Origin of the sequence: Thermospira aquatica, from assembly GCF_023525255.1 — a bacterium.
GTDB lineage: Bacteria > Spirochaetota > Brevinematia > Brevinematales > Thermospiraceae > Thermospira > Thermospira aquatica.
Window position 1 is genome coordinate 1,366,255 of the sequence record NZ_CP073355.1, and the last position, 17,716, is coordinate 1,383,970.

The 17,716-nt window shown below is 44.0% G+C and carries 14 protein-coding genes, 1 tRNA gene and 2 pseudogenes; 11 read left to right on the top strand and 6 right to left on the bottom strand.

Translation table 11 applies throughout. From position 1 onward, the window contains the following. Positions 1-285: 285 nt before the first annotated feature. From fliN to KDW03_RS06565, 10 genes and pseudogenes are all read left to right on the top strand, one after another. Positions 286-555 (top strand): annotated as a pseudogene (gene fliN / locus KDW03_RS12370) (flagellar motor switch protein FliN); the annotation flags it as partial. Positions 556-1,167: 612 nt separating this feature from the next. Then, a complete protein-coding gene (locus KDW03_RS06525; RefSeq protein WP_271434289.1) occupies positions 1,168-1,911 on the top strand; it encodes a lysophospholipid acyltransferase family protein in 744 nt (247 codons plus the stop codon). Next, on the top strand, positions 1,899-2,549 hold the full coding sequence (locus tag KDW03_RS06530) for a hypothetical protein (protein WP_271434290.1): 651 nt from the start codon (positions 1,899-1,901) through the stop codon (positions 2,547-2,549). Before KDW03_RS06525 ends, KDW03_RS06530 begins: the two co-directional genes overlap by 13 nt. A gap of 14 nt (positions 2,550-2,563) precedes the next feature. Beyond that, complete coding sequence (gene trpS, locus KDW03_RS06535) at positions 2,564-3,574, top strand: tryptophan--tRNA ligase (RefSeq protein WP_271434291.1); 1,011 nt, start codon at positions 2,564-2,566, stop codon at positions 3,572-3,574. A 9-nt stretch (positions 3,575-3,583) separates the two neighbouring features. After that, positions 3,584-4,330, top strand: coding sequence for a segregation and condensation protein A (locus KDW03_RS06540; RefSeq protein WP_271434292.1), 747 nt, complete (start codon positions 3,584-3,586; stop codon positions 4,328-4,330). Beyond that, positions 4,327-4,977, top strand: coding sequence for an SMC-Scp complex subunit ScpB (scpB, locus tag KDW03_RS06545; RefSeq protein WP_271434293.1), 651 nt, complete (start codon positions 4,327-4,329; stop codon positions 4,975-4,977). The genes KDW03_RS06540 and scpB overlap by 4 nt, the downstream gene beginning before the upstream one ends. Positions 4,978-4,992: 15 nt before the next feature. Continuing rightward, entirely contained in the window at positions 4,993-6,069 is a 1,077-nt protein-coding gene (gene pheA, locus KDW03_RS06550) for a prephenate dehydratase (RefSeq protein ID WP_271434294.1), read from the top strand. 96 nt (positions 6,070-6,165) lie between these two features. Beyond that, on the top strand, positions 6,166-6,594 hold the full coding sequence (gene rplM, locus KDW03_RS06555; protein ID WP_271434295.1) for a 50S ribosomal protein L13: 429 nt from the start codon (positions 6,166-6,168) through the stop codon (positions 6,592-6,594). A gap of 12 nt (positions 6,595-6,606) precedes the next feature. Continuing rightward, complete coding sequence (gene rpsI / locus KDW03_RS06560; protein WP_271434296.1) at positions 6,607-7,002, top strand: 30S ribosomal protein S9; 396 nt, start codon at positions 6,607-6,609, stop codon at positions 7,000-7,002. Between the two features lie 89 nt (positions 7,003-7,091). Continuing rightward, a complete protein-coding gene (locus KDW03_RS06565; protein WP_271434297.1) occupies positions 7,092-7,976 on the top strand; it encodes a tyrosine recombinase in 885 nt (294 codons plus the stop codon). A 219-nt stretch (positions 7,977-8,195) separates the two neighbouring features. On the opposite strand, the gene KDW03_RS06570 is transcribed toward KDW03_RS06565, so the two are convergent. The 4 genes from KDW03_RS06570 to dnaE all read right to left on the bottom strand — a co-directional run bounded on the left by KDW03_RS06570 (position 8,196) and on the right by dnaE (position 14,438). Continuing rightward, the gene (locus KDW03_RS06570; RefSeq protein WP_271434298.1) at positions 8,196-9,044 is read right to left on the bottom strand and encodes a metal ABC transporter permease; all 849 of its coding nucleotides are present in this window, start codon (positions 9,042-9,044) and stop codon (positions 8,196-8,198) included. 4 nt (positions 9,045-9,048) lie between these two features. Next, complete coding sequence (locus tag KDW03_RS06575) at positions 9,049-9,783, bottom strand: metal ABC transporter ATP-binding protein (protein ID WP_271434299.1); 735 nt, start codon at positions 9,781-9,783, stop codon at positions 9,049-9,051. Further along, positions 9,774-10,658 (bottom strand): metal ABC transporter solute-binding protein, Zn/Mn family, encoded by an 885-nt coding sequence (locus KDW03_RS06580; protein ID WP_271434300.1) that lies wholly within the window; start codon positions 10,656-10,658, stop codon positions 9,774-9,776. The genes KDW03_RS06575 and KDW03_RS06580 overlap by 10 nt, the downstream gene beginning before the upstream one ends. A 276-nt stretch (positions 10,659-10,934) precedes the next feature. Continuing rightward, a complete protein-coding gene (gene dnaE / locus KDW03_RS06585; protein ID WP_271434301.1) occupies positions 10,935-14,438 on the bottom strand; it encodes a DNA polymerase III subunit alpha in 3,504 nt (1,167 codons plus the stop codon). A gap of 73 nt (positions 14,439-14,511) precedes the next feature. Here dnaE and KDW03_RS06590 point away from each other — a divergent pair. Further along, a tRNA-Thr gene (locus KDW03_RS06590) sits at positions 14,512-14,584 on the top strand. 25 nt (positions 14,585-14,609) lie between these two features. Here the strand turns inward: KDW03_RS06590 and KDW03_RS06595 are convergent. Both KDW03_RS06595 and KDW03_RS06600 read right to left on the bottom strand, forming a co-directional pair. Further along, positions 14,610-15,242 carry an anaerobic ribonucleoside-triphosphate reductase activating protein gene (locus KDW03_RS06595; RefSeq protein ID WP_271434302.1) on the bottom strand — a complete coding sequence of 211 codons (633 nt, stop codon included), beginning with the start codon at positions 15,240-15,242 and terminating at the stop codon, positions 14,610-14,612. Continuing rightward, positions 15,208-17,529, bottom strand: a pseudogene (locus KDW03_RS06600) (ribonucleoside triphosphate reductase). Before KDW03_RS06600 ends, KDW03_RS06595 begins: the two are co-directional and overlap by 35 nt. Positions 17,530-17,716 lie beyond the last annotated feature (187 nt).

Sequence of the window (17,716 nt, forward strand, 5' to 3'; positions counted from 1 at the left end):
CCCAATATTGATCTCTTAGAGGATCCAGCAGCCATTTCTGTTGCTGGAGGTCAGATGGTGGTTCGACTGAACTACGTGTTTAATATCCATGATAGAGGAAGCGCTAAGATCTTTGCTTTTTTGAGTGTGCCGATGGCACGGAGTATTGTGAATGCTTATAACGCTGCCAAGGCCACGTCCGCAACCCAGTTTGGTGCTGGTACTCAGCAACAGATGGGAGGAGTCCCTGTTCGACCTGTTGGCTTTGAACCCTTACAGCTCGGTGTTGCTTCTGAGGGTACGGGGAATATAGCGCTCTTACTTGACGTCAGCATGAAGGTTTCGGTAGAGTTGGGACGAACACGGATGACTATCAAGGAGATTTTAGGACTCGGAGAAGGTTCGATTATCGAGCTTGATAAACTTGCTGGAGAACCGGTAGATATTCTTGTCAATGATAAGCTCATTGCACAGGGAGAAGTGGTGGTGATCGATGAAAACTTTGCTGTGCGTGTTACCAAAATTGTAAGTCCGATGGAGAGACTTCTCGAGAACACGAGTAGTAGGCATGGATAATGATAAGCGGTGTCTGAGGACGCCGCTTTTTTCTTGCAACCTTTCGTTTTTTTAAGCCTCTTGTCAGAGGTCTTTTCTGATGCTCGGTCTTTTTGTATTGGTGCAGTTTTGTTTCTTTGGCGTGTTGAGAAAAAGTTTCTTGTTGTTACCATGTCACAGGTAGGATAATGAGGTTTCTGTAGCTATGACTTTTTCAGTTAGATCACGAGGGAATGGTTATTACCTTATGGCAGTTTAAGCCCGGGAGTTGTTACCTCGTCGCAGCTAAAAATAAAAACGCAAAAGCTTTTCTTGGGTTACAGTTTCAGTGTGTCTTTCATCAACTGCAACAAAGGAAGAGCAACTCTCAGAAGGTTTGGTTAAACGTTTAACTAAAGCCTTGTACTTTTCCTTGAACAAGAATACCATATCGTGAATGGAGAATCTTTACGAGATGAGATAGAATGTGTTTTATGCGAAAAATTGGGGGAGGATTTTGTGAAAGGGCGGGTATTTGCCAACATCGGAAAAATTTCTCTCTATTTTTCTTTTTTTCTTTTCTCTTAAACCTTGCAGATTTTTTGAGTTTTGTTTATAATGTTATTCCCTGAGAATAAAGGTATGAGGATGGGTATGAGAAGGTTATTGGGTTTTCTCCATCTTGTTTTGGCCAATTTGCTGGCATATCTTTTTGCTTTGCCCTTTACGGTTTTGCTGACACCTATTGCATTTGTGATTGCCCTTTTTGGTGGGAAACGGTTGCTTTTGTTCATTACCCGTTTCTGGGCATACCTGCTTTTTATGATCACTCTTCGCCCTGTCAAGGTTGTTGGGAGAGAGCTTGTTGATTTTTCTCGTCCTTATCTTATCCTCATGAATCATGCAAGTATGTTTGATATCCCCCTGTTGTACAGGATTTTTCCCGGAAAAATCCAGTGGATATCCAAGGAGACGATTTTCTCTATTCCTTTATGGGGGAAAATCATGCGAGAGCTAGGATGTATTTCCATGGAGCGGGAAAAACTCAAGTCTGCAAAATCCTCACTGGAACAGGCAGTAAGAGCGGATGCTCAGGCCTCTATTGCGATGTTTCCCGAGGGAACACGAACTCCTACAGGGGAACTTCAGCGTTTCAAGAGGGGATTTGTTTATATTCTTCGAAATACAGAGTATGATGTACTTCCCATCACCTTTCGAGGGCTTTTCCGTTTTTGTCCGAAACATCGTTTTGCGGTGGATCCCCGTTGTCCTATCGAAGTGATCTTTCATAAGCCGCTGAAACGGGAGGAACTCGTGGGAAAAACTGATGAAGAGATTGTGGCTTATGTGCGTTCTGTCATTGAAACCGATCTCAAGGAGTCTTCATGCTCCCATTAAAGGAATTTCTTTCTATCTTTGATGCTCTTGTAAACGAGTTTCGTATTATTAATGACCACTTTGAGATGAATGCAAATTCAACGACAGAAGATTATGATGGGGTGTTTGATCGCTGGAGACAGGATATCCAGAGACGGTTTAGGCAAGTGGTTATCGATCGTCGCTGGGCAACGAATCAGAAGCTTATTTTACGGAACACTTTGTTTTTTATTGTGCGTTATGGAAAAACCTATAATACGGAGGTCAAATATCTTTTTACCGAAGAGTTTCGAAAGGAGTTTGCCGAACAGATTCGAAATGCTATCGATGCACTTATTGAAACACTTTTTCGTTTTCAGTTGTTTGTGCTTGTGTTTAAGACTGAACATGAGAAAATAAATCGAGGAGAATTTGAAAAAGAATTTCTCGAGTGGAAGAAAACTCTCTACAAAAAGGCAGAGGTTTATGCTGTTGATTTTCTCTGGGTGGATGAGATAGAAATGGTAGAGAGAGGGGATCAATCTGAAAATGACCAAAAGGTTTCGAATAGGGTTGATTTAACCCTTTCGCAGAGGGATAATGTCCAGTTTTTTGTTCGTTATGATCTGGATAATCCCCCGCCACTTATCAAAGACATTCAAATAGAACAGGATATATAGAGAGGAGAAAAGGTATGCGTATCCTGAGTGGAATTCAACCAACAGGTTATCTCCATTATGGAAACTATTTTGGAGCCGTAAGAAACTGGGTACGACTTCAGAATGATCCGGCCAATGAAACGTTTTATTTTATTGCCGATCTTCATGCGCTCACCTCAAATCAGGCAGGGTACAAATCTGAGGTTCAGGTTTATATTGAGAATATGGTAGTGGATCTTCTGGCTTCGGGTATTGATCCTGATAACTCTGTACTCTTTCTTCAGTCGGATGTTCCTGAGCACAGTGAGTTGTTCGTGATCCTTTCGATGCTGAGTCCTGTTTCCTGGCTTGAACGAAATCCAACCTACAAGGAAAAAATGGAGGAGATCAAGGGAAAGGATCTGGATAACCTCGGTTTTTTGGGGTATCCGGTTCTTCAAACAGCAGACATTGCTCTCTATGAGGCTACTCATGTGCCTGTAGGAAAGGATCAGATTCCCCACCTGGAGATTAGCCGTGAGATTATACGTCGTTTCAATACTACGTATGAGACGGAGGCACTGATAGAACCTCAACCACTCTTGTCTGAGGTTCCCAAGCTTAACGGACTTGATGGACGAAAGATGTCCAAGTCTTACAATAATGCTATCTACCTCATTGATGATCCGGATACGGTACGTAAAAAGATTATGTCTATGGTTACTGATGTGAAACGTCCAAAGAAAAGCGATCCGGGGCATCCTGATGAATGTTTGCTGTTTCCTTATTATGCGGTTTTTTGTCAGGATCAGGAGCGTATTGAAGATGTGCGCAGGCGTTGTATGGCGGCAGAGCTTGGTTGTGTGGAAGATAAGAAGCAAATGGCAGAATTGATCATTGATTATTTTGCTGATTTCCACAGAAAACGTCAGGAGATCCTGGCAAAGAAAAATATGGTTTTTGATGTTTTGGCAGAAGGGGCTAAAAAGGCTCGAGCTGTGGCTCGTCAAACCATGGAAAAGGTTCGCCAGGCCATGGGCATGGATACACTTCGTCGCTACAGTTAGGAGGGATGGGTGATAGGCATTATTCACCGTGGATACACACTCCATCTTGCCAATTTTGAGGGACCTCTTGATCTTTTACTGGAACTCATTCAGGAAAATAAACTCCCCATCAGTGAGGTTTCTCTTTCCGCTGTGACCGATCAGTACCTGACCTATTTGCGAACAATGCAGATATTCAATATTGATGTTGCCTCGGAATTTTTTGTCGTAGCAGCGACCCTCGTTTATATCAAGACCCGCCAACTTTTGCCCAGGATGTCCACGGAAGAAGACGAAGAGATGCTTTCAGAGTCGGAACTCCTGGAGCGATTGAAAGAGTATAAACAATTCCGGGCGTTGGCTCGTCAGCTTGAAAAACTTGCAGAAAGAGGGGATGTTTATTATTTTCGGGGGTATATTCCTGATCCGATTGAAGGGAAAACTCATAAGGTTCAGGTAGAGAAAACCCTGTATGTTGGAGATCTTCTCCAGTGCCTTTATCGATACAAGGGGGCGTTTATTCGAAAGCCTATTCCTATCAAGCGTCGAGAGGTACGGGTAGAAGAAAAAATGGAAAAGATTATGGAAAAGGTGCAAAGAGAAAAGATGATTCGCTTTAGCCAGATTGCCATGGAAGAGCAGTCAAAGATTGATAAGGTGGCGAGTTTTCTTGGCGGCATTGAGCTCTCCTTTCGCCAGAAAGTGCTTTTAAAACAGGCCAGGGTGTTTACGGATATTTATATACATTTGCGTGAAACCCAGGGGGCGGCAGTATGATACAATCGCTTTTTTTGAACAAGACGTATTCGAGACAGGAACTCTACGGGCTTATTGAGGCCATCCTGTTTGTAAACGGCAAGGCTTATGACAAAAAGGATCTGGCGGCTTTGCTGGAATGCAGTGTCGAAGACCTAGAACATCTGATTGAGGAGATGAACGCGAATTACAAAGAAGCGAAACGCGGGCTTACCATTATCCCGGTAGCTCATGGTTATCAGCTGGTTACGAGTCCTCTGTATCATCAAGAGATGAAAGAGCTCTTTGGAAAACGTAGTGAGAACAAGCTTTCTCCTTCGGCGTTGGAGGTGCTGGCTATTATTGCTTACAAACAACCTGTTTCCAAGGATGAGATTGATAGAATACGTGGCGTATCCTCTTCACGGAGTTTGAATCTGCTTCTTACACTTAAACTTATCACTGTTTCTGGATCAAGTGATGATGTTTTTCAAAATCCTTTGTATGTGACGACAGAGAGGTTTCTTGAGCTTTTTCGTATCAACAGTTTAGATGATCTGCCTGCTCTTTCACAGCTTGAATGGAAGGAGATGGAAGGGTTTGATGAGGAAGGTTTTGCTGAAACAGAAGAAAACGATGAGGATATTTCAGGTGAGGGAGAGAATACCGAGAAAGAAACACTTTTTTAAAGAAGGAGGTGCCCTATGGCAGAAAGAGATATAGAAACGCTACGTAAGCATATCAATGAGATTGACGAGCAGCTGGTGAAACTTTTGGACGAAAGAGCAGAGCTTGTCAAAGAGATAGGAGAATACAAGAAGAGCCAGAATATCCCTGTCTATCATCCAGAGAGAGAACAGGAGGTGCGAGAAAGAGTACTTTCTATTTCTAAAGGCATTTTTCCGCAAAAAGCTCTTATGCAGGTGTTTACCGAGATTATGTCTGCGGCACGTTCTCTGGAGGAAACGATTCGTATTGCGTATCTCGGTCCTGAGGGCACACATACTGAACAGGCTGTTATACGGCATTTTGGTTCTTCGGTAGAATTACAATCTTTTCAGACGATTCCGGATGTGTTTCGTGAAGTGGAAAATGCCAAAACCCATTTTGGTGTGGTGCCTATAGAGAACTCTCTCGAGGGAACGGTGAATATTACTCTGGATGAGTTTGTTGATTCTCCTTTGCAGATTGTTGGGGAAACGTATCTTTCTATTCATCATTGTCTTTTGGCAAATGTTGGGAATCTTGCTGAGATAAAGCGAGTGTATTCTCATCCCCAGGCTTTTGCCCAGTGTCGGCTCTGGCTTGAAACCCATCTTCCGAATGTGGAAAAAATTGAGACCTCGAGTACAGCGAAAGCGGCAAGTATGGTCCCCTGGGATAAGTTTTCCGCAGCGATTGCAGCACCTTTGGCTGCGGAAAAGTATGGTCTTCGTATCCTGGAAGCGAATATTGAGGATAACCCGGAAAATTATACACGTTTCTGGGTGATAGGTCAACCTGGCACTCCTATCCAGAATCCGAATAAGACGACGATACTTATTTCAGTGAAGGATAGACCAGGGGCTTTGCTTAAACTGCTTTCGCCTTTTCAGGTATATGACATCAATCTTTCAAAGATTGAGTCGCGTCCTTCAAAGAGACGTCCCTGGGATTATCTTTTCTTTATCGATATTGATGCAGGGCTTCAGCAGAAAGGCCTTGCCAAGGCGCTCGAAAAGGTGAAAGAGGATGCGGTTTTTGTGAAGGTTTTGGGGTCTTACATCAAAGGAACCCTTTGATGGAGAAAAAGGTTAACGAAAAGGCAGGAGTTTTCTTGACAAAAAATGAGAAGTATTGTATAATATACTTCCAATTTATGGCGTGAGGAGAAATAAATGAAGACCTTTGTGCTCAAATCTAAAGATATCAAGCGAGAATGGTATCTGATAGACGCTGCTGGCCAGCCGGTAGGTCGGGTAGCTGCAAAGGCTGCTCATATTTTGATGGGGAAACACAAACCTACGTATACTCCCCATCTGGACAATGGAGATTTTGTGATTATTATTAATGCTGGCAAGGTAATGATGACCGGGAGAAAGCCTAAAACAAAAGTCTATTATCGGTATTCTGGCTATGTGGGTGGCATGAAAGAAACAACCTTCCAGGAGATGATTCGTCGTAATCCTGTTTATCCTCTTCAGAAGGCTATCAAAGGCATGATGCGCAAGAACAAGCTTGCCAAGACAATGGTAAAAAAGCTTTATCTGTTTCCTGGAGCTGAACATACTTTGCAGAATGTGAAGCCCACCAAGGTTGAGTTGTAATCGGAGGATATCATGGCACAGAAAAAGATTTATGCAACCGGTCGAAGAAAAACGAGTGTGGCGCGAGTCTTTTTGATTCCTGGAGGAAAAGGTAAGTTTACTGTCAATGATAAGGATGTTGAGGCTTATTTTCCTTCGTATTATCATGAGACAGTGTATCTGCCTTTAACCTTGACAGAGATGAAAAACAAGGTTGATATTTATGCAACCGTGAAGGGCGGTGGTCTGACTGGACAAGCGGAAGCTCTTCGTCATGGTATTGCCCGTGCGCTTGACAGCTATGATAAGGAAAAATATCACAAGTTGCTTAAAGAACATGGCCTTCTTACTCGTGATGCACGTATGGTTGAGAGAAAGAAATACGGTCTCAAAAAGGCACGCAAATCTCCTCAGTACTCGAAGCGTTAATTGTTTCGGAATATATCAGCCGGTCGAAAGACCGGCTTTTTTATTTTTTCATCGTGTTTGTCGATAAATTGAAAGAGTATGGAGGTAAGATGGAACAGGAGCTTACGGGTTTTTTGGAGATGCTCCGTTATGAGAAAGCTTTCTCTGAACATACTCTTGTTGCCTATGCAAATGATGTGAGAGATTTTCTTGCTTTTGCCAGGGGAAAAGCCTGGAATGTACGGGATATCAAGTATTCTCATATTCACGAATATATGACAGTGCTGGGGAAAGAGTATCAGCCTACCACGATAGCTAGAAAACAGGCGGCGCTCCGTTCTTTTTATCGCTATCTTGTAAAAAAGGGGGTGGTTACTTTTAATCCCTTTACTCTTGTCAAGACACCTAAAAAGCCTTCTTATCTGCCGAAGGTTTTTACAGTAGAAGAGGTAATGGAACTTCTTTCATCGCTTCCAGAAGAAACCCCCCAACAGCGGCGAAATAAGTGTCTTCTTCTTCTGATGTATGGAGGGGGACTGCGTATTTCAGAGGTGGCAGGTCTTCGTTTGGGAGATATTCATTTTGCAACGGGGACATTGACCATTGTGGGAAAGAGGAAAAAGGTTCGGGAGATTCCTATTGGAAGGGTAGCGATGGATTGTTTAAAGAAATATCTTCCTTACCGGAGAGAGATCAGTCCTTTTGCAGGAAAAAGTGATGCGGTGTTCTTAACACGGAGTGGAAAGGCGATAACTTCCAGGATGGTTCGGTATGTGTTTTCTCAGGTCATCTCGGCAATGGCTCTTGAGCGACAACTTTCTCCGCATGCCTTGAGGCATTCTTTTGCAACGCATTTACTTCAAAATGGAGCTTCGCTTCGGGCTATTCAGGAAATGTTGGGGCATAGTTCGCTTTCAACGACACAGATCTATACCCATCTTTCCGTTGAAAGGCTTCGTTCTCTTTATGAGCAGTATCATCCCCATGCAAAGTAGAGTGGCATAGGGTGTTTTCTCTCTGCTGGCCAAAATCTTGCTTTTTGAAAAGACAGCGTGGCTGAAGTACGCGAAAACCTGAGAGTTTTGGATGTGTGAGTCGTGCATAGGTTTTTTCTGGCGGGTGAGTCATGGTTTATCAAACGACACACTGCAAAAGGGTAATAGCATCTCTTGGGAAGAGATGGGATGTTATGAGTTGCGGGTATACCAGGGTTTTCAGCTTGTTTTCAACGCCACTCTTTTCACGAGCAGACTTCCCAGATAGACGATTGCTAAAGAGAGAACAGTAAGTGCTCCCGTTGGCAGATCAAGGTAATAACTGAGAACAAGACCAAAAAGAGAGAAAAAAGCCACAAGACTGGAAGCCACCACAATGATTCGGGAAAGCTTGTGAAAAAAGAGAGAAGCGATAGCCGCAGGAAGTGTGAGAAGAGCAATGACCATAACAGCACCCATGACCTGTAACATCAAAAAGACGGTAAGGGAAACCATGACAATGAGCAATAACTGCAAGAAAGAAACAGCTATTCCCCTTATTCTCGCAAAGTCTTCATCAAAACTTACCGCTTGTAGCTGGGGATAGAAAAAAAGAGTGGTAGTGGTGACAATGCTACCGAGAATTCCCATCATCCAGAGGTCTTCTCGAGTGAGCAGGAGAATATTGCCGAAAAGGTAACTCATGGGATCGGTATAGGTCGGTGTGATGGTAAGGAGAAGGAGTCCCAGAGACATCCCAATGACCCAGACGGCTCCCAGAACTGTGTCGAGACGTTCTTTACCACGGATGAATATCCACCCTATCAATAATCCCACAAGAATCGAGGCAATCATAGCCCCAAGGGTAGGAGACATCCAGGACCATTTCCATACTATCTGGAGGTAGACACCAAGTCCCACCCCCCCAATGATGGCATGACTCACCGCTCCAGCCATCGAGCTCATCCTTCGTACAACCACAAAACTTCCCATCATCCCAAAAGGAATACTTGCAATCAATGAGGCAATACAAGCATACCGGAGAAAAGGCACATCGTTACTGAAGAGAACCGACAGAAAAGATTCCATTTTTCTACAACCTCCTTTCGTTATTGTGAGAGAGTTTGTGGTAGGTTGTTGAGTAACCATAAGTAGAAGAATCATCTCCTGAGGTAGGAATATCATGTTCACAGAGAGTTTGGTGGATACAGAGCACTCGATCGGTTATGGTATTGATAAAACCTGTATCATGTGTAACGAGGAGAATGGTTTTTTCTCTCTTGAGAGTAGATAACAGGGAGAAGAGTTTCTCCTCACTTTCGCTGTCAATACTTGCTGAGGGTTCATCGAGGAAAAGAATTCTGGCCTCTGAGGCAAGTGCCCGGGCGATGAGGACGCGCTGGAGCTGTCCACCCGAGAGGTGAGAGAATGTTTCCTTTTGCAGATGGAGAAGCCCCACCTTGTCCAGTGCTTCGAGAGCACATTTTTTGTCCTTGTCTGTATACCATCCCCAGGGTTTGAGTCTGCCTTGAAGTACCATTTCTTCTACGGTGAGGGGGAATTGGCGGTCAAAGATACCGGATTGTGGAACATAGCCGATAATTTGCCGTTGTTTGATATTTGGTTGACCGTAGATAAGGATAGATCCACTCCATGGTTGGAGAAGACCAAGCAAAAGCCTCAGAAGAGTAGTTTTCCCTCCACCATTTGGACCGACAAGCGTTACAAATTCCCCTTCGTTAATGGAAAAACTTACATTGTTGACAATGGGTTTCTCAGCATACCCAAAGGAAAGATTTTTGACCTCTATAGCGACACTCATTGCCATGCTCCAATGAGAGTCTGACTGATCTTTTTTATCATGGTTTCATAATTGTAATCAAGGGGATTGATTTCTACTACTTTCCCGCCGATGGCTTTTGCTATAGCCTGTGCACTTTTTTGAGAAAAGCCCTGCTGGACGAAGATAACTTTTACCTTTTGTTGTTTTGCTTTTTGAACGAGAGCATGTATCTGGCGGGAGGATGGTTCTTTTCCCTCTATTTCGATGGATTGTTGGATAAGCCCATAGTCATCGGCAAAGTATCCTAAAACAGGATGGTAGATAAAAAAGGTTTTTCCCCTGTGCCGGTTCAATTGCTGGCGTATTTCGTTGTCAAGATTCTGAAGTTTTTGAATAAGTTGGGAGTAATTTTTTTCGTAGATCTCTTTCCCTTCTGGGTCGAGGGAGCTGAGTTTATCGAGGATAGTTTTTGCCTGAAGGGTAGCAAGTCTCAGGCTCATCCAGATATGGGGATCAGGTGCACCAACCCTGTCTTCGTGTTCTTCATGGTCCTCTCCGGCTTCATGGTGAGAGGGGATCTCGTGTTCGAGGAGACTTCTTTTTTTGATGCCTTGAGAGGTATCGACGATCTGAAGGTTGTGGTATGATTTTTGGATACGGTTTACGAGCTGGGTTTCAAATTCCAGTCCAATAGTAAACCAAACACTGCTTCGTGAGAGTTCAACCATCTGGGAGGGGAGGGGTTCATACGTATGGGGATTTTTGCCGGATGGAACCATCACATGAACCTGTACTCTGTTTCCTCCGATTTTTTCAACAAGGTAGCGTTGAGGTTCCAGGGTTACCGTTACTTTTAAGGGTGTGGCAAACATCCCTCCAGTTATGAGAAGACAATGTACAAGAAAAAACCACAATTTCATTTTTTCCTCCTTTGAATTGGTTTACCAAAACGCAACTCAGTTGCATTATATTTAATATTATACTCATAAAGTGGGAAAAAGTCAAGTGTATGTTTGCGTTTTTTGGTCAGGTAAAGAATCTTTATTTTGGGCTTTTGTGTTACGGGAAAGAAAGTGGAAAAACTTTTTCATCATGTGATAAAGGGCGTAGAGTGAAATGATTTTTTTACCTCGTTTGAAAGATGACTATGGCCCAGATGTTTTTTTCAAAGATTTAAGGGAGAGTAAGATGCCATGTTATACAAACCAGAAGGCCTGGAGCCCTTCAAGGGAGGCGATCTTTTCTATTAGTTCAGGCAGGAATTTTACCCCAAAACGAGGATGAGCCTGGATGGAGGAGGTCCTGTCTTTATCCAGGATATGGAAGATAAGCTGGATGGTTCCATGGTTTTCTTTCTGGCCTGTCCACTGGCAGAGGGTTTCAAGGGAGCTTTTGATCACATGAGATTGCCCTTCCCAGAGAAGGTGAAGACTTCGTAGGGTAAAACGGTTCGAGAGGACGGTATCTAATGGCATCATTTCCACTATATTGAGATATACCTGGTTGTCTTTACCCGGATTGTACTGAGCCCGAATAAGGACAAACTGGCCTTCTTTGAGAAGATTTTCGAATCGTTCGTATTCCGGTGAAAAAAGACTGAACTTGAGACTGCTGTTTCCATAAAAAAGTTTGAAGCTGGCAAAAGGTTTACCTCGCTGGGTGGTGCGGATGCTGATCTCGGCAAGGTATCCCCAGATGGTGAAGGTAATGCCAGGGGGAATCTTTGAGAGAGCCGGGTCTGGTATCCATACGAGATGTTTAAGTTGGTTTTCGTAGTGACTGAGAAATCTCTGGGAGAGGGGGAAACCGATAACCTCTTTTTCCATGAGAAATTCTTCCTGGTGGGAGAGGATACGGGTTTTGTGTGAGGAAACGGGGGGAAGATGGTGTTCTTCGAGTTCGTCAAACAAACCAACAATACCATTGGCTTTATCTTTAGTTTTTTCTTGATAGTGATCAATATACCAATCCAGTTGGTCAAGGTAGAGAGCCTTTTTTTCGGCTCGTGTTTCTCCCAAAAGATTATCAAAGGCGCCAGCTTTGAGAAGGATTTCTACTACAGGGCGCCGGAATTCCTGATGAGTGTGCATTCTTTCAAGAAAGTTTTCAAAGCTTGTGAAAGGTCCGTGCTTTTCTCTTTCTTCTTCCATGGCAAGGGCAAACCCTTCTCCCATGCCTTTGATGGCGCCGAATCCAAACCGTATAGCCCAGCGGTCATTGTCTGTTTTGATTTCCTGAAAGATGTAGCGGCTGTGGTTTATGTCTGGCGGGAGGATGGTGATCCCGGCTTTTGTACACTCCTCGCAGTAAGCCTGAACGTCTTCGGTTTTGCTCATGTTGGCAGTGAGAAGGCTCGCCATGAATTCTGGGCGGTAGTGTGTTTTGAGGTAAGCGATTTGATAGGCAAGGATAGCATAAGCAGCCGAGTGGGATTTGTTAAAAGCATACGAGGAAAAGGGAATCAGAATCTCAAAGATCTTTTCAGCAAGTTCCTTTGGATAGCCATTTTTTATGGAGCCTTCTATCCAGTCAGGACGAATCTTGTCGAGTTCCTCTGGTTTTTTCTTGGCCATGATACGGCGGACGTTGTCTGCTTTGCCGAGACTGAAACCAGCCATCACCTGGGCTATTTGCATCACCTGTTCCTGATACACGATGATACCATACGTGCTTTCGAGGATGGGTTTGAGGTTTTCGTGGAAACAGTCAATGGCTTCTTGCCCTTGTTTTCGTCGGATATAGGCGGGGATCTGGTCCATGGGACCTGGCCGATAGAGGGCGTTCATGGCGATAAGATCGTCAATGCATGTGGGACGAAGTTGCTTGAGGTATTCTGTCATCCCTGTGGATTCAAACTGGAAGATTCCTTTGGTTTCTCCCCGGGAGAAAACGGCATACACTTCCTGGTCATCCAGGGGAACATTCTGGATATCAAGTCGGATATGATGATTGTGCCAGACGCGATCAAGAGTATCTTTGATGATACTCAGGTTGGCAAGTCCAAGAATATCCATTTTGAGAAGACCATTTTTTTCGAGGTAGGATCCTTCATATTGTGTAGAAATGGCTCCCGTACTCATATCTTTGTAGAGAGGGACAACATCGGTGAGATCAACATCTGAGATGATAAGCCCCGAGGCATGGGTTCCGAGGTTTCTGAGGTTGCCATCAAGGCGGATAGAGTACGCTAACCACTTTTTCTGGATCTCTGTTCCGTTTTTGAGTAAGTCAAGTTCAGGCACATGGGTCATGGCTTCCTCAAGAGATTCGTTGGGGTCAATGAGTTTGGCAATACGGTCCACCTCCGCGAGAGGGATACCCAATACCCTTCCTACGTCTCGTATTGTGGATCGGCTCTTGAGCATACCAAAAGTGATGATATCAGCGGTTCTGTTGTAGCCATATTTGCTTCTGATGTATTCTTTGACTTCGTCGCGGCGACTATCCTCAAAGTCAATATCGATATCTGGCATGCTGACACGCTCGGGATTGAGGAAGCGTTCAAAGAGAAGCTGGTATCGTATGGGATCTACCTGGGTGATTTCAAGAACCCACGACAGGATAGCCCCTGCTGCTGAACCGCGTCCTGGTCCTACCCAGATTCCATGACGCTTGGCAAAGTGAACGAAATCACGGACAATGAGAAAGTAATTGGAAAAACCGATGTTTTTGGTTTCCTCCATGTAACGGATGAGATCAAGCTCAGTGGAAAGTCTCTGTCTATAATCTTCAGGAACGTCTTCGTAGTTTTTAACACCGAAACGGTTTATAAGTCCTTGTTTGGCGAGTTTCGTAAGATAACTGTGGGCGTTTTCTCCTTCAGGGAGGGGGTAAATAGGAGTGTGCATCTCGTTAAAGGAAAGCTTAAGCGTACACATTTCTGCGATGAGAAGGGTGTTATGAAGACTTTCTGGAACTTCTCCAAAAATCTGGAACATCTCTTCGGTACTTTTGAGATAGAACTGGTTGGTAGGGTAGCGTTGCAGTTTGGGATCATCAAGAGTGGTTTTATCCCGGATGGCGAACATTACTTCTTGAAGTTCAGAATCTTGTGGAGAAAGGTAATGGGCATCATTGGTGGCCACAAGAGGAAGCTGGTATTTTTGGGAAAGTTTTAGAAGCTCGCGGTTGACAATCTTTTGTTCATTGATCCCCTGGTCCTGCAGTTCGAGGAAAAAGCCGTCTTTTCCGAAAAGCTCCTTGTACCATTCGAGGGTATGATGAAGTTTGTCGGTTTGTTCTGAAAGGATGTAGCTTGGGATTTCACCCCCTAAACAGGCAGAGAGGGCGACGAGTCCTTCATGGTGCATTTCAAGTAGTTCATGGTCTATACGAGGTTTGGAGTAAAATCCCTCCAGGTAACCGGCCGAGGAGAGTTTGAGGAGGTTTTTGTAGCCGGTGAGGTCTTTAGCGAGAAGAACAAGGTGGTAGTATTTTTCGTCTTTATCTCTTTCAAAACGGCTTTTTGGGGCTACATAAAACTCGCATCCCAGAATGGGTTTGATGGGGCTTTCTGGATGTGACTTGGAGTACTCTTCACACTTGGTGTAGAATTCCATCGCACCGAAGAGATTTCCATGATCGGTGAGAGCCACAGCTCTTTGTTTGTGTTGGGCTACTTGCTTGACGAGAGCAGGGATCTGACTTACACCATCAAGCAGACTGTAGTGAGAATGAACATGAAGATGAACAAAATCCATAGCCAAAAAGCTCCTTTGTCTTGAGAATATTGACAAATTCAGAAATTTATGTTATACTATATGCCTCATATATGCCAACTTAGCTCAATTGGTAGAGCAACTGACTTGTAATCAGTAGGTTGTGGGTTCAAGTCCCACAGTTGGCTGTACCCCCAGTTTCTGGGGGTTTTTTTATGCTCGCAGAGCATTTTCTTCTCTGTTTATTGCCTTTTCATAGATAGTTGGGTCTCGATACTCCTGAAATACCAGAGATATCCCTAGTTCCTGCGTGAGTTTTTCCATACTCTTTGGCGAAATCCCCGGAATAAGCGTCGTACGAAACTGGTGGGGTTTGCCGCTTGCCTGAATAAGCTTGATGGATTTTTTTAGCAGAGAAATATCACACGATGGAAGTCCTATGGCTTCCCTATAGGATTCCCATGTTTGTTTTATATCCATCGCAAAAAAGTCTACGGCTTTTTCTTTTAAGGCGCGCTCTATCCATTCGGGATGGGAACCGTTGGTGTCTATTTTGGTTTCGTAGCCCAGAGATTTTGCCCACAAAAGAAACTCGATCAGACGATCTCCCCATAGGGTGGGTTCTCCCCCCGTAACACAGATCCCATCAAGTTGATCTTTTCGCTGAAGAAGGAAGGCTTTTATATCGTCTTCTGGAAGCGGAGAAAGAAGCCCGAGTCTCTCGGGGTAAACGAGATCTTTGTTGTGACACCAGGGACAACGGAAGTTGCAGCCCCCTGTAAACAGGGTAGCTGCAATCCTCCCTGGAAAATCAACAAGAGTGGTTTTCTGAAGGCCGTAAAACATCGCCAAAAGCCCTGTCGTAGGTTAAACGTTCAGAAAACTCTTGTTTTTTCCCGATGTTCCAGTTTTGAACTGGACGGTAGTACCCAACTACACGGGAATACACCTCTGTAGGCATAACGAGTTTTTTGTTTTCCTGCACCATCGTTTCAGCTCTCTGTGTGCTCATACGCTTCCTCCTTTTTGTTTTTTAAAGTGCTTCAAGGTATTTTCCGTAACGTTTTAACTCTGCCTCGGTGTGCGGATAAGGACATGTCCAGTGTTCTCCTGGAATATAGCCATGCACAGGACAGATAGAGAATGTCGGAGTAATGGAGTAATAGGGGAGATGATAGGTGTGAGCAATCTTTTGAATAAGTTTTGCAACCATAAAGGGATCAGTGATCTTTTCTCCTAAGAAGATATGGATCACCGTGCCTCCCGTGAAACGAGACTGGAGTGGATCCTGATGATCCAGAACTTCAAAGATATCATCGGTGTGATTGACAGGAAGATGGACGGAGTTGGTATAGTAGGGAGCCTCGTCTGTTCCCGCAGTAATGATGTCGGGATAGCGCATTTTATCGGCTTTGGCAAGCCGGTAGGATGCTCCTTCGGCAGGAGAAGCCTCCAGGTTGTAGAGATGACCTGTTTCGTTTTTGAATTGTTCGAGATGCTTGAGCATAAAATCCAGGACACGGATGGCAAAATCTCTTCCCTCTTCGCTGTGGTAAGGTATCTTTTTAAGATTCATCACAGCTTCGTTCATCCCCAGTATACCAATGGTGGAGAAATGGTTGGTCCAGTAGTTTCCACTGCGTTTTTTGATATCTCCTAAGTAGATCTTGGTGTAAGGGTAGAGATTGCGTTCGGTGAGGTCTTCAACTACTTTGCGTTTCATTTCAAGAGAGTTTTTGCAGATGTGCATGACGTCAAGAAGCTTTTCAAAAAACTCCTTTTCTGTTTTTGAGAGGTAGGCTATTCTTGGAAGGTTAATGGTTACCACACCAATAGAACCGGTGAGGGGATTGGCAGCAAAGAGGCCTCCGCGTCGTATATGAGATTCTTCTTCGTGAGTGACAGTCTTTTTTGAAAGCTGATCCCGAACTTCGCGGTTGTCAAGACGGAGACGGCAGCACATGGAACGAGCATCCTCTTCACTCATATCGGAGTTGACAAAATTGCTGAAATAGGGGGTGCCGTACTTGGTAGTCATCTCCCATATGGCTTGATAGCGTGGATTATCCCACGAAAAGTCTTTGGTAATGTTGTACGTAGGGATAGGGAAGGTAAAGGGTCTCCCCTTGCCATCACCTTCGATCATAACCTCGGCAAAGGCCTGGTTGATCATATAGATTTCTTCTTGAAACTCGCCATAGGTTTTGTCTTTAATTTCACCTCCAACAATCACGTACTGGTCCTTAAAATATGAGGGCACCCGGAGATCAAAGGTGATATTGGTAAAGGGCGTTTGAAATCCTACACGGGTCGGGACATTGAGGTTAAAGACAAACTCCTGCATGGCCTGTTTTACCTCCTGGTAAGTAAGCCCATCGTAATAGATAAACGGAGCCAGAAGGGTATCAAAATTGGCAAACGCCTGGGCGCCTGCCGCCTCTCCCTGAAGAGTATAGAAGAAATTGACAATCTGCCCCAGGGCTGTACGGAAGTGTTTGGCAGGTTTACTCTCGACTTTGCCACTCACCCCCCCAAATCCCCCAATCAGAAGCTGTTCCAGATCCCATCCAACACAGTAAGCAGAAAGGGCTCCCAGATCGTGGATGTGGATCATGCCGCTTCTATGAGCTTCTCCTATTTCAGGAGTATAGATCTTGGAGAGCCAGTAGTTGGCGGTGATAGTTGAGGATATATGTGCGTTGAGTCCCTGCAGGGAAAATGTCATGTTACTGTTTTCGTTGATGCGCCAGTCCCGAATATTGACATAATCATCAATAATTTTGAGGCTTTCGCTTAACGTTCTGTTGATGTTTCTGAGTTCAGTTCTCTTTGCCCGGTAGAGAATATAGGCTTTTGCTGTTCGTCGGTAGCCAGCATTCATGAGTGTATCTTCAACGATGTCTTGAATGGTTTCTATCTCAACGACTTCACCCTCGAGGCGGGAGACTACCACAGCGGTAAGTTCCCATGCTTTTGTTTCATCTGCCTCCCCTGTGCTTTCAAAGGCTTTGGTGATAGCTGCAGCAATCTTTGAAGGGTCAAAATCGACGATATTTCCTTCTCTTTTTCGAACAAACATGATCTGTTTTTGTGCCTTTTTTGATTCGGTGATGGTGGACACAACGTCTCGCATTTTCTCCTCCCATATTGATAATAATTATCAGTTGATGACAAATATCAGTATACGACGTTTTTTACCCTCTGTCAAAAAAGAAAAAGGGTTTTGTAAATCTTTGTTAGACATGAAGTTAAAAGAAAATTTAAATTTCTAACTATTTATCTTTTAAAGAGTTAGATTTTCTTTTAAGAGAAAAAATTTT

Excerpts from the sequence above, each read along its gene's own strand:
- KDW03_RS06525 (WP_271434289.1), top strand. The coding sequence starts at position 1,168 with ATGAGAAGGTTATTGGGTTTTCTCCATCTTGTTTTGGCCAATTTGCTG.
- KDW03_RS06530 (WP_271434290.1), top strand. The coding sequence starts at position 1,899 with ATGCTCCCATTAAAGGAATTTCTTTCTATCTTTGATGCTCTTGTAAAC.
- trpS (WP_271434291.1), top strand. The coding sequence starts at position 2,564 with ATGCGTATCCTGAGTGGAATTCAACCAACAGGTTATCTCCATTATGGA.
- scpB (WP_271434293.1), top strand. The coding sequence starts at position 4,327 with ATGATACAATCGCTTTTTTTGAACAAGACGTATTCGAGACAGGAACTC.
- pheA (WP_271434294.1), top strand. The coding sequence starts at position 4,993 with ATGGCAGAAAGAGATATAGAAACGCTACGTAAGCATATCAATGAGATT.
- rplM (WP_271434295.1), top strand. The coding sequence starts at position 6,166 with ATGAAGACCTTTGTGCTCAAATCTAAAGATATCAAGCGAGAATGGTAT.
- rpsI (WP_271434296.1), top strand. The coding sequence starts at position 6,607 with ATGGCACAGAAAAAGATTTATGCAACCGGTCGAAGAAAAACGAGTGTG.
- KDW03_RS06565 (WP_271434297.1), top strand. The coding sequence starts at position 7,092 with ATGGAACAGGAGCTTACGGGTTTTTTGGAGATGCTCCGTTATGAGAAA.
- KDW03_RS06570 (WP_271434298.1), bottom strand. The coding sequence starts at position 9,044 with ATGGAATCTTTTCTGTCGGTTCTCTTCAGTAACGATGTGCCTTTTCTC.
- KDW03_RS06575 (WP_271434299.1), bottom strand. The coding sequence starts at position 9,783 with ATGGCAATGAGTGTCGCTATAGAGGTCAAAAATCTTTCCTTTGGGTAT.
- KDW03_RS06580 (WP_271434300.1), bottom strand. The coding sequence starts at position 10,658 with ATGAAATTGTGGTTTTTTCTTGTACATTGTCTTCTCATAACTGGAGGG.
- dnaE (WP_271434301.1), bottom strand. The coding sequence starts at position 14,438 with ATGGATTTTGTTCATCTTCATGTTCATTCTCACTACAGTCTGCTTGAT.
- KDW03_RS06595 (WP_271434302.1), bottom strand. The coding sequence starts at position 15,242 with ATGTTTTACGGCCTTCAGAAAACCACTCTTGTTGATTTTCCAGGGAGG.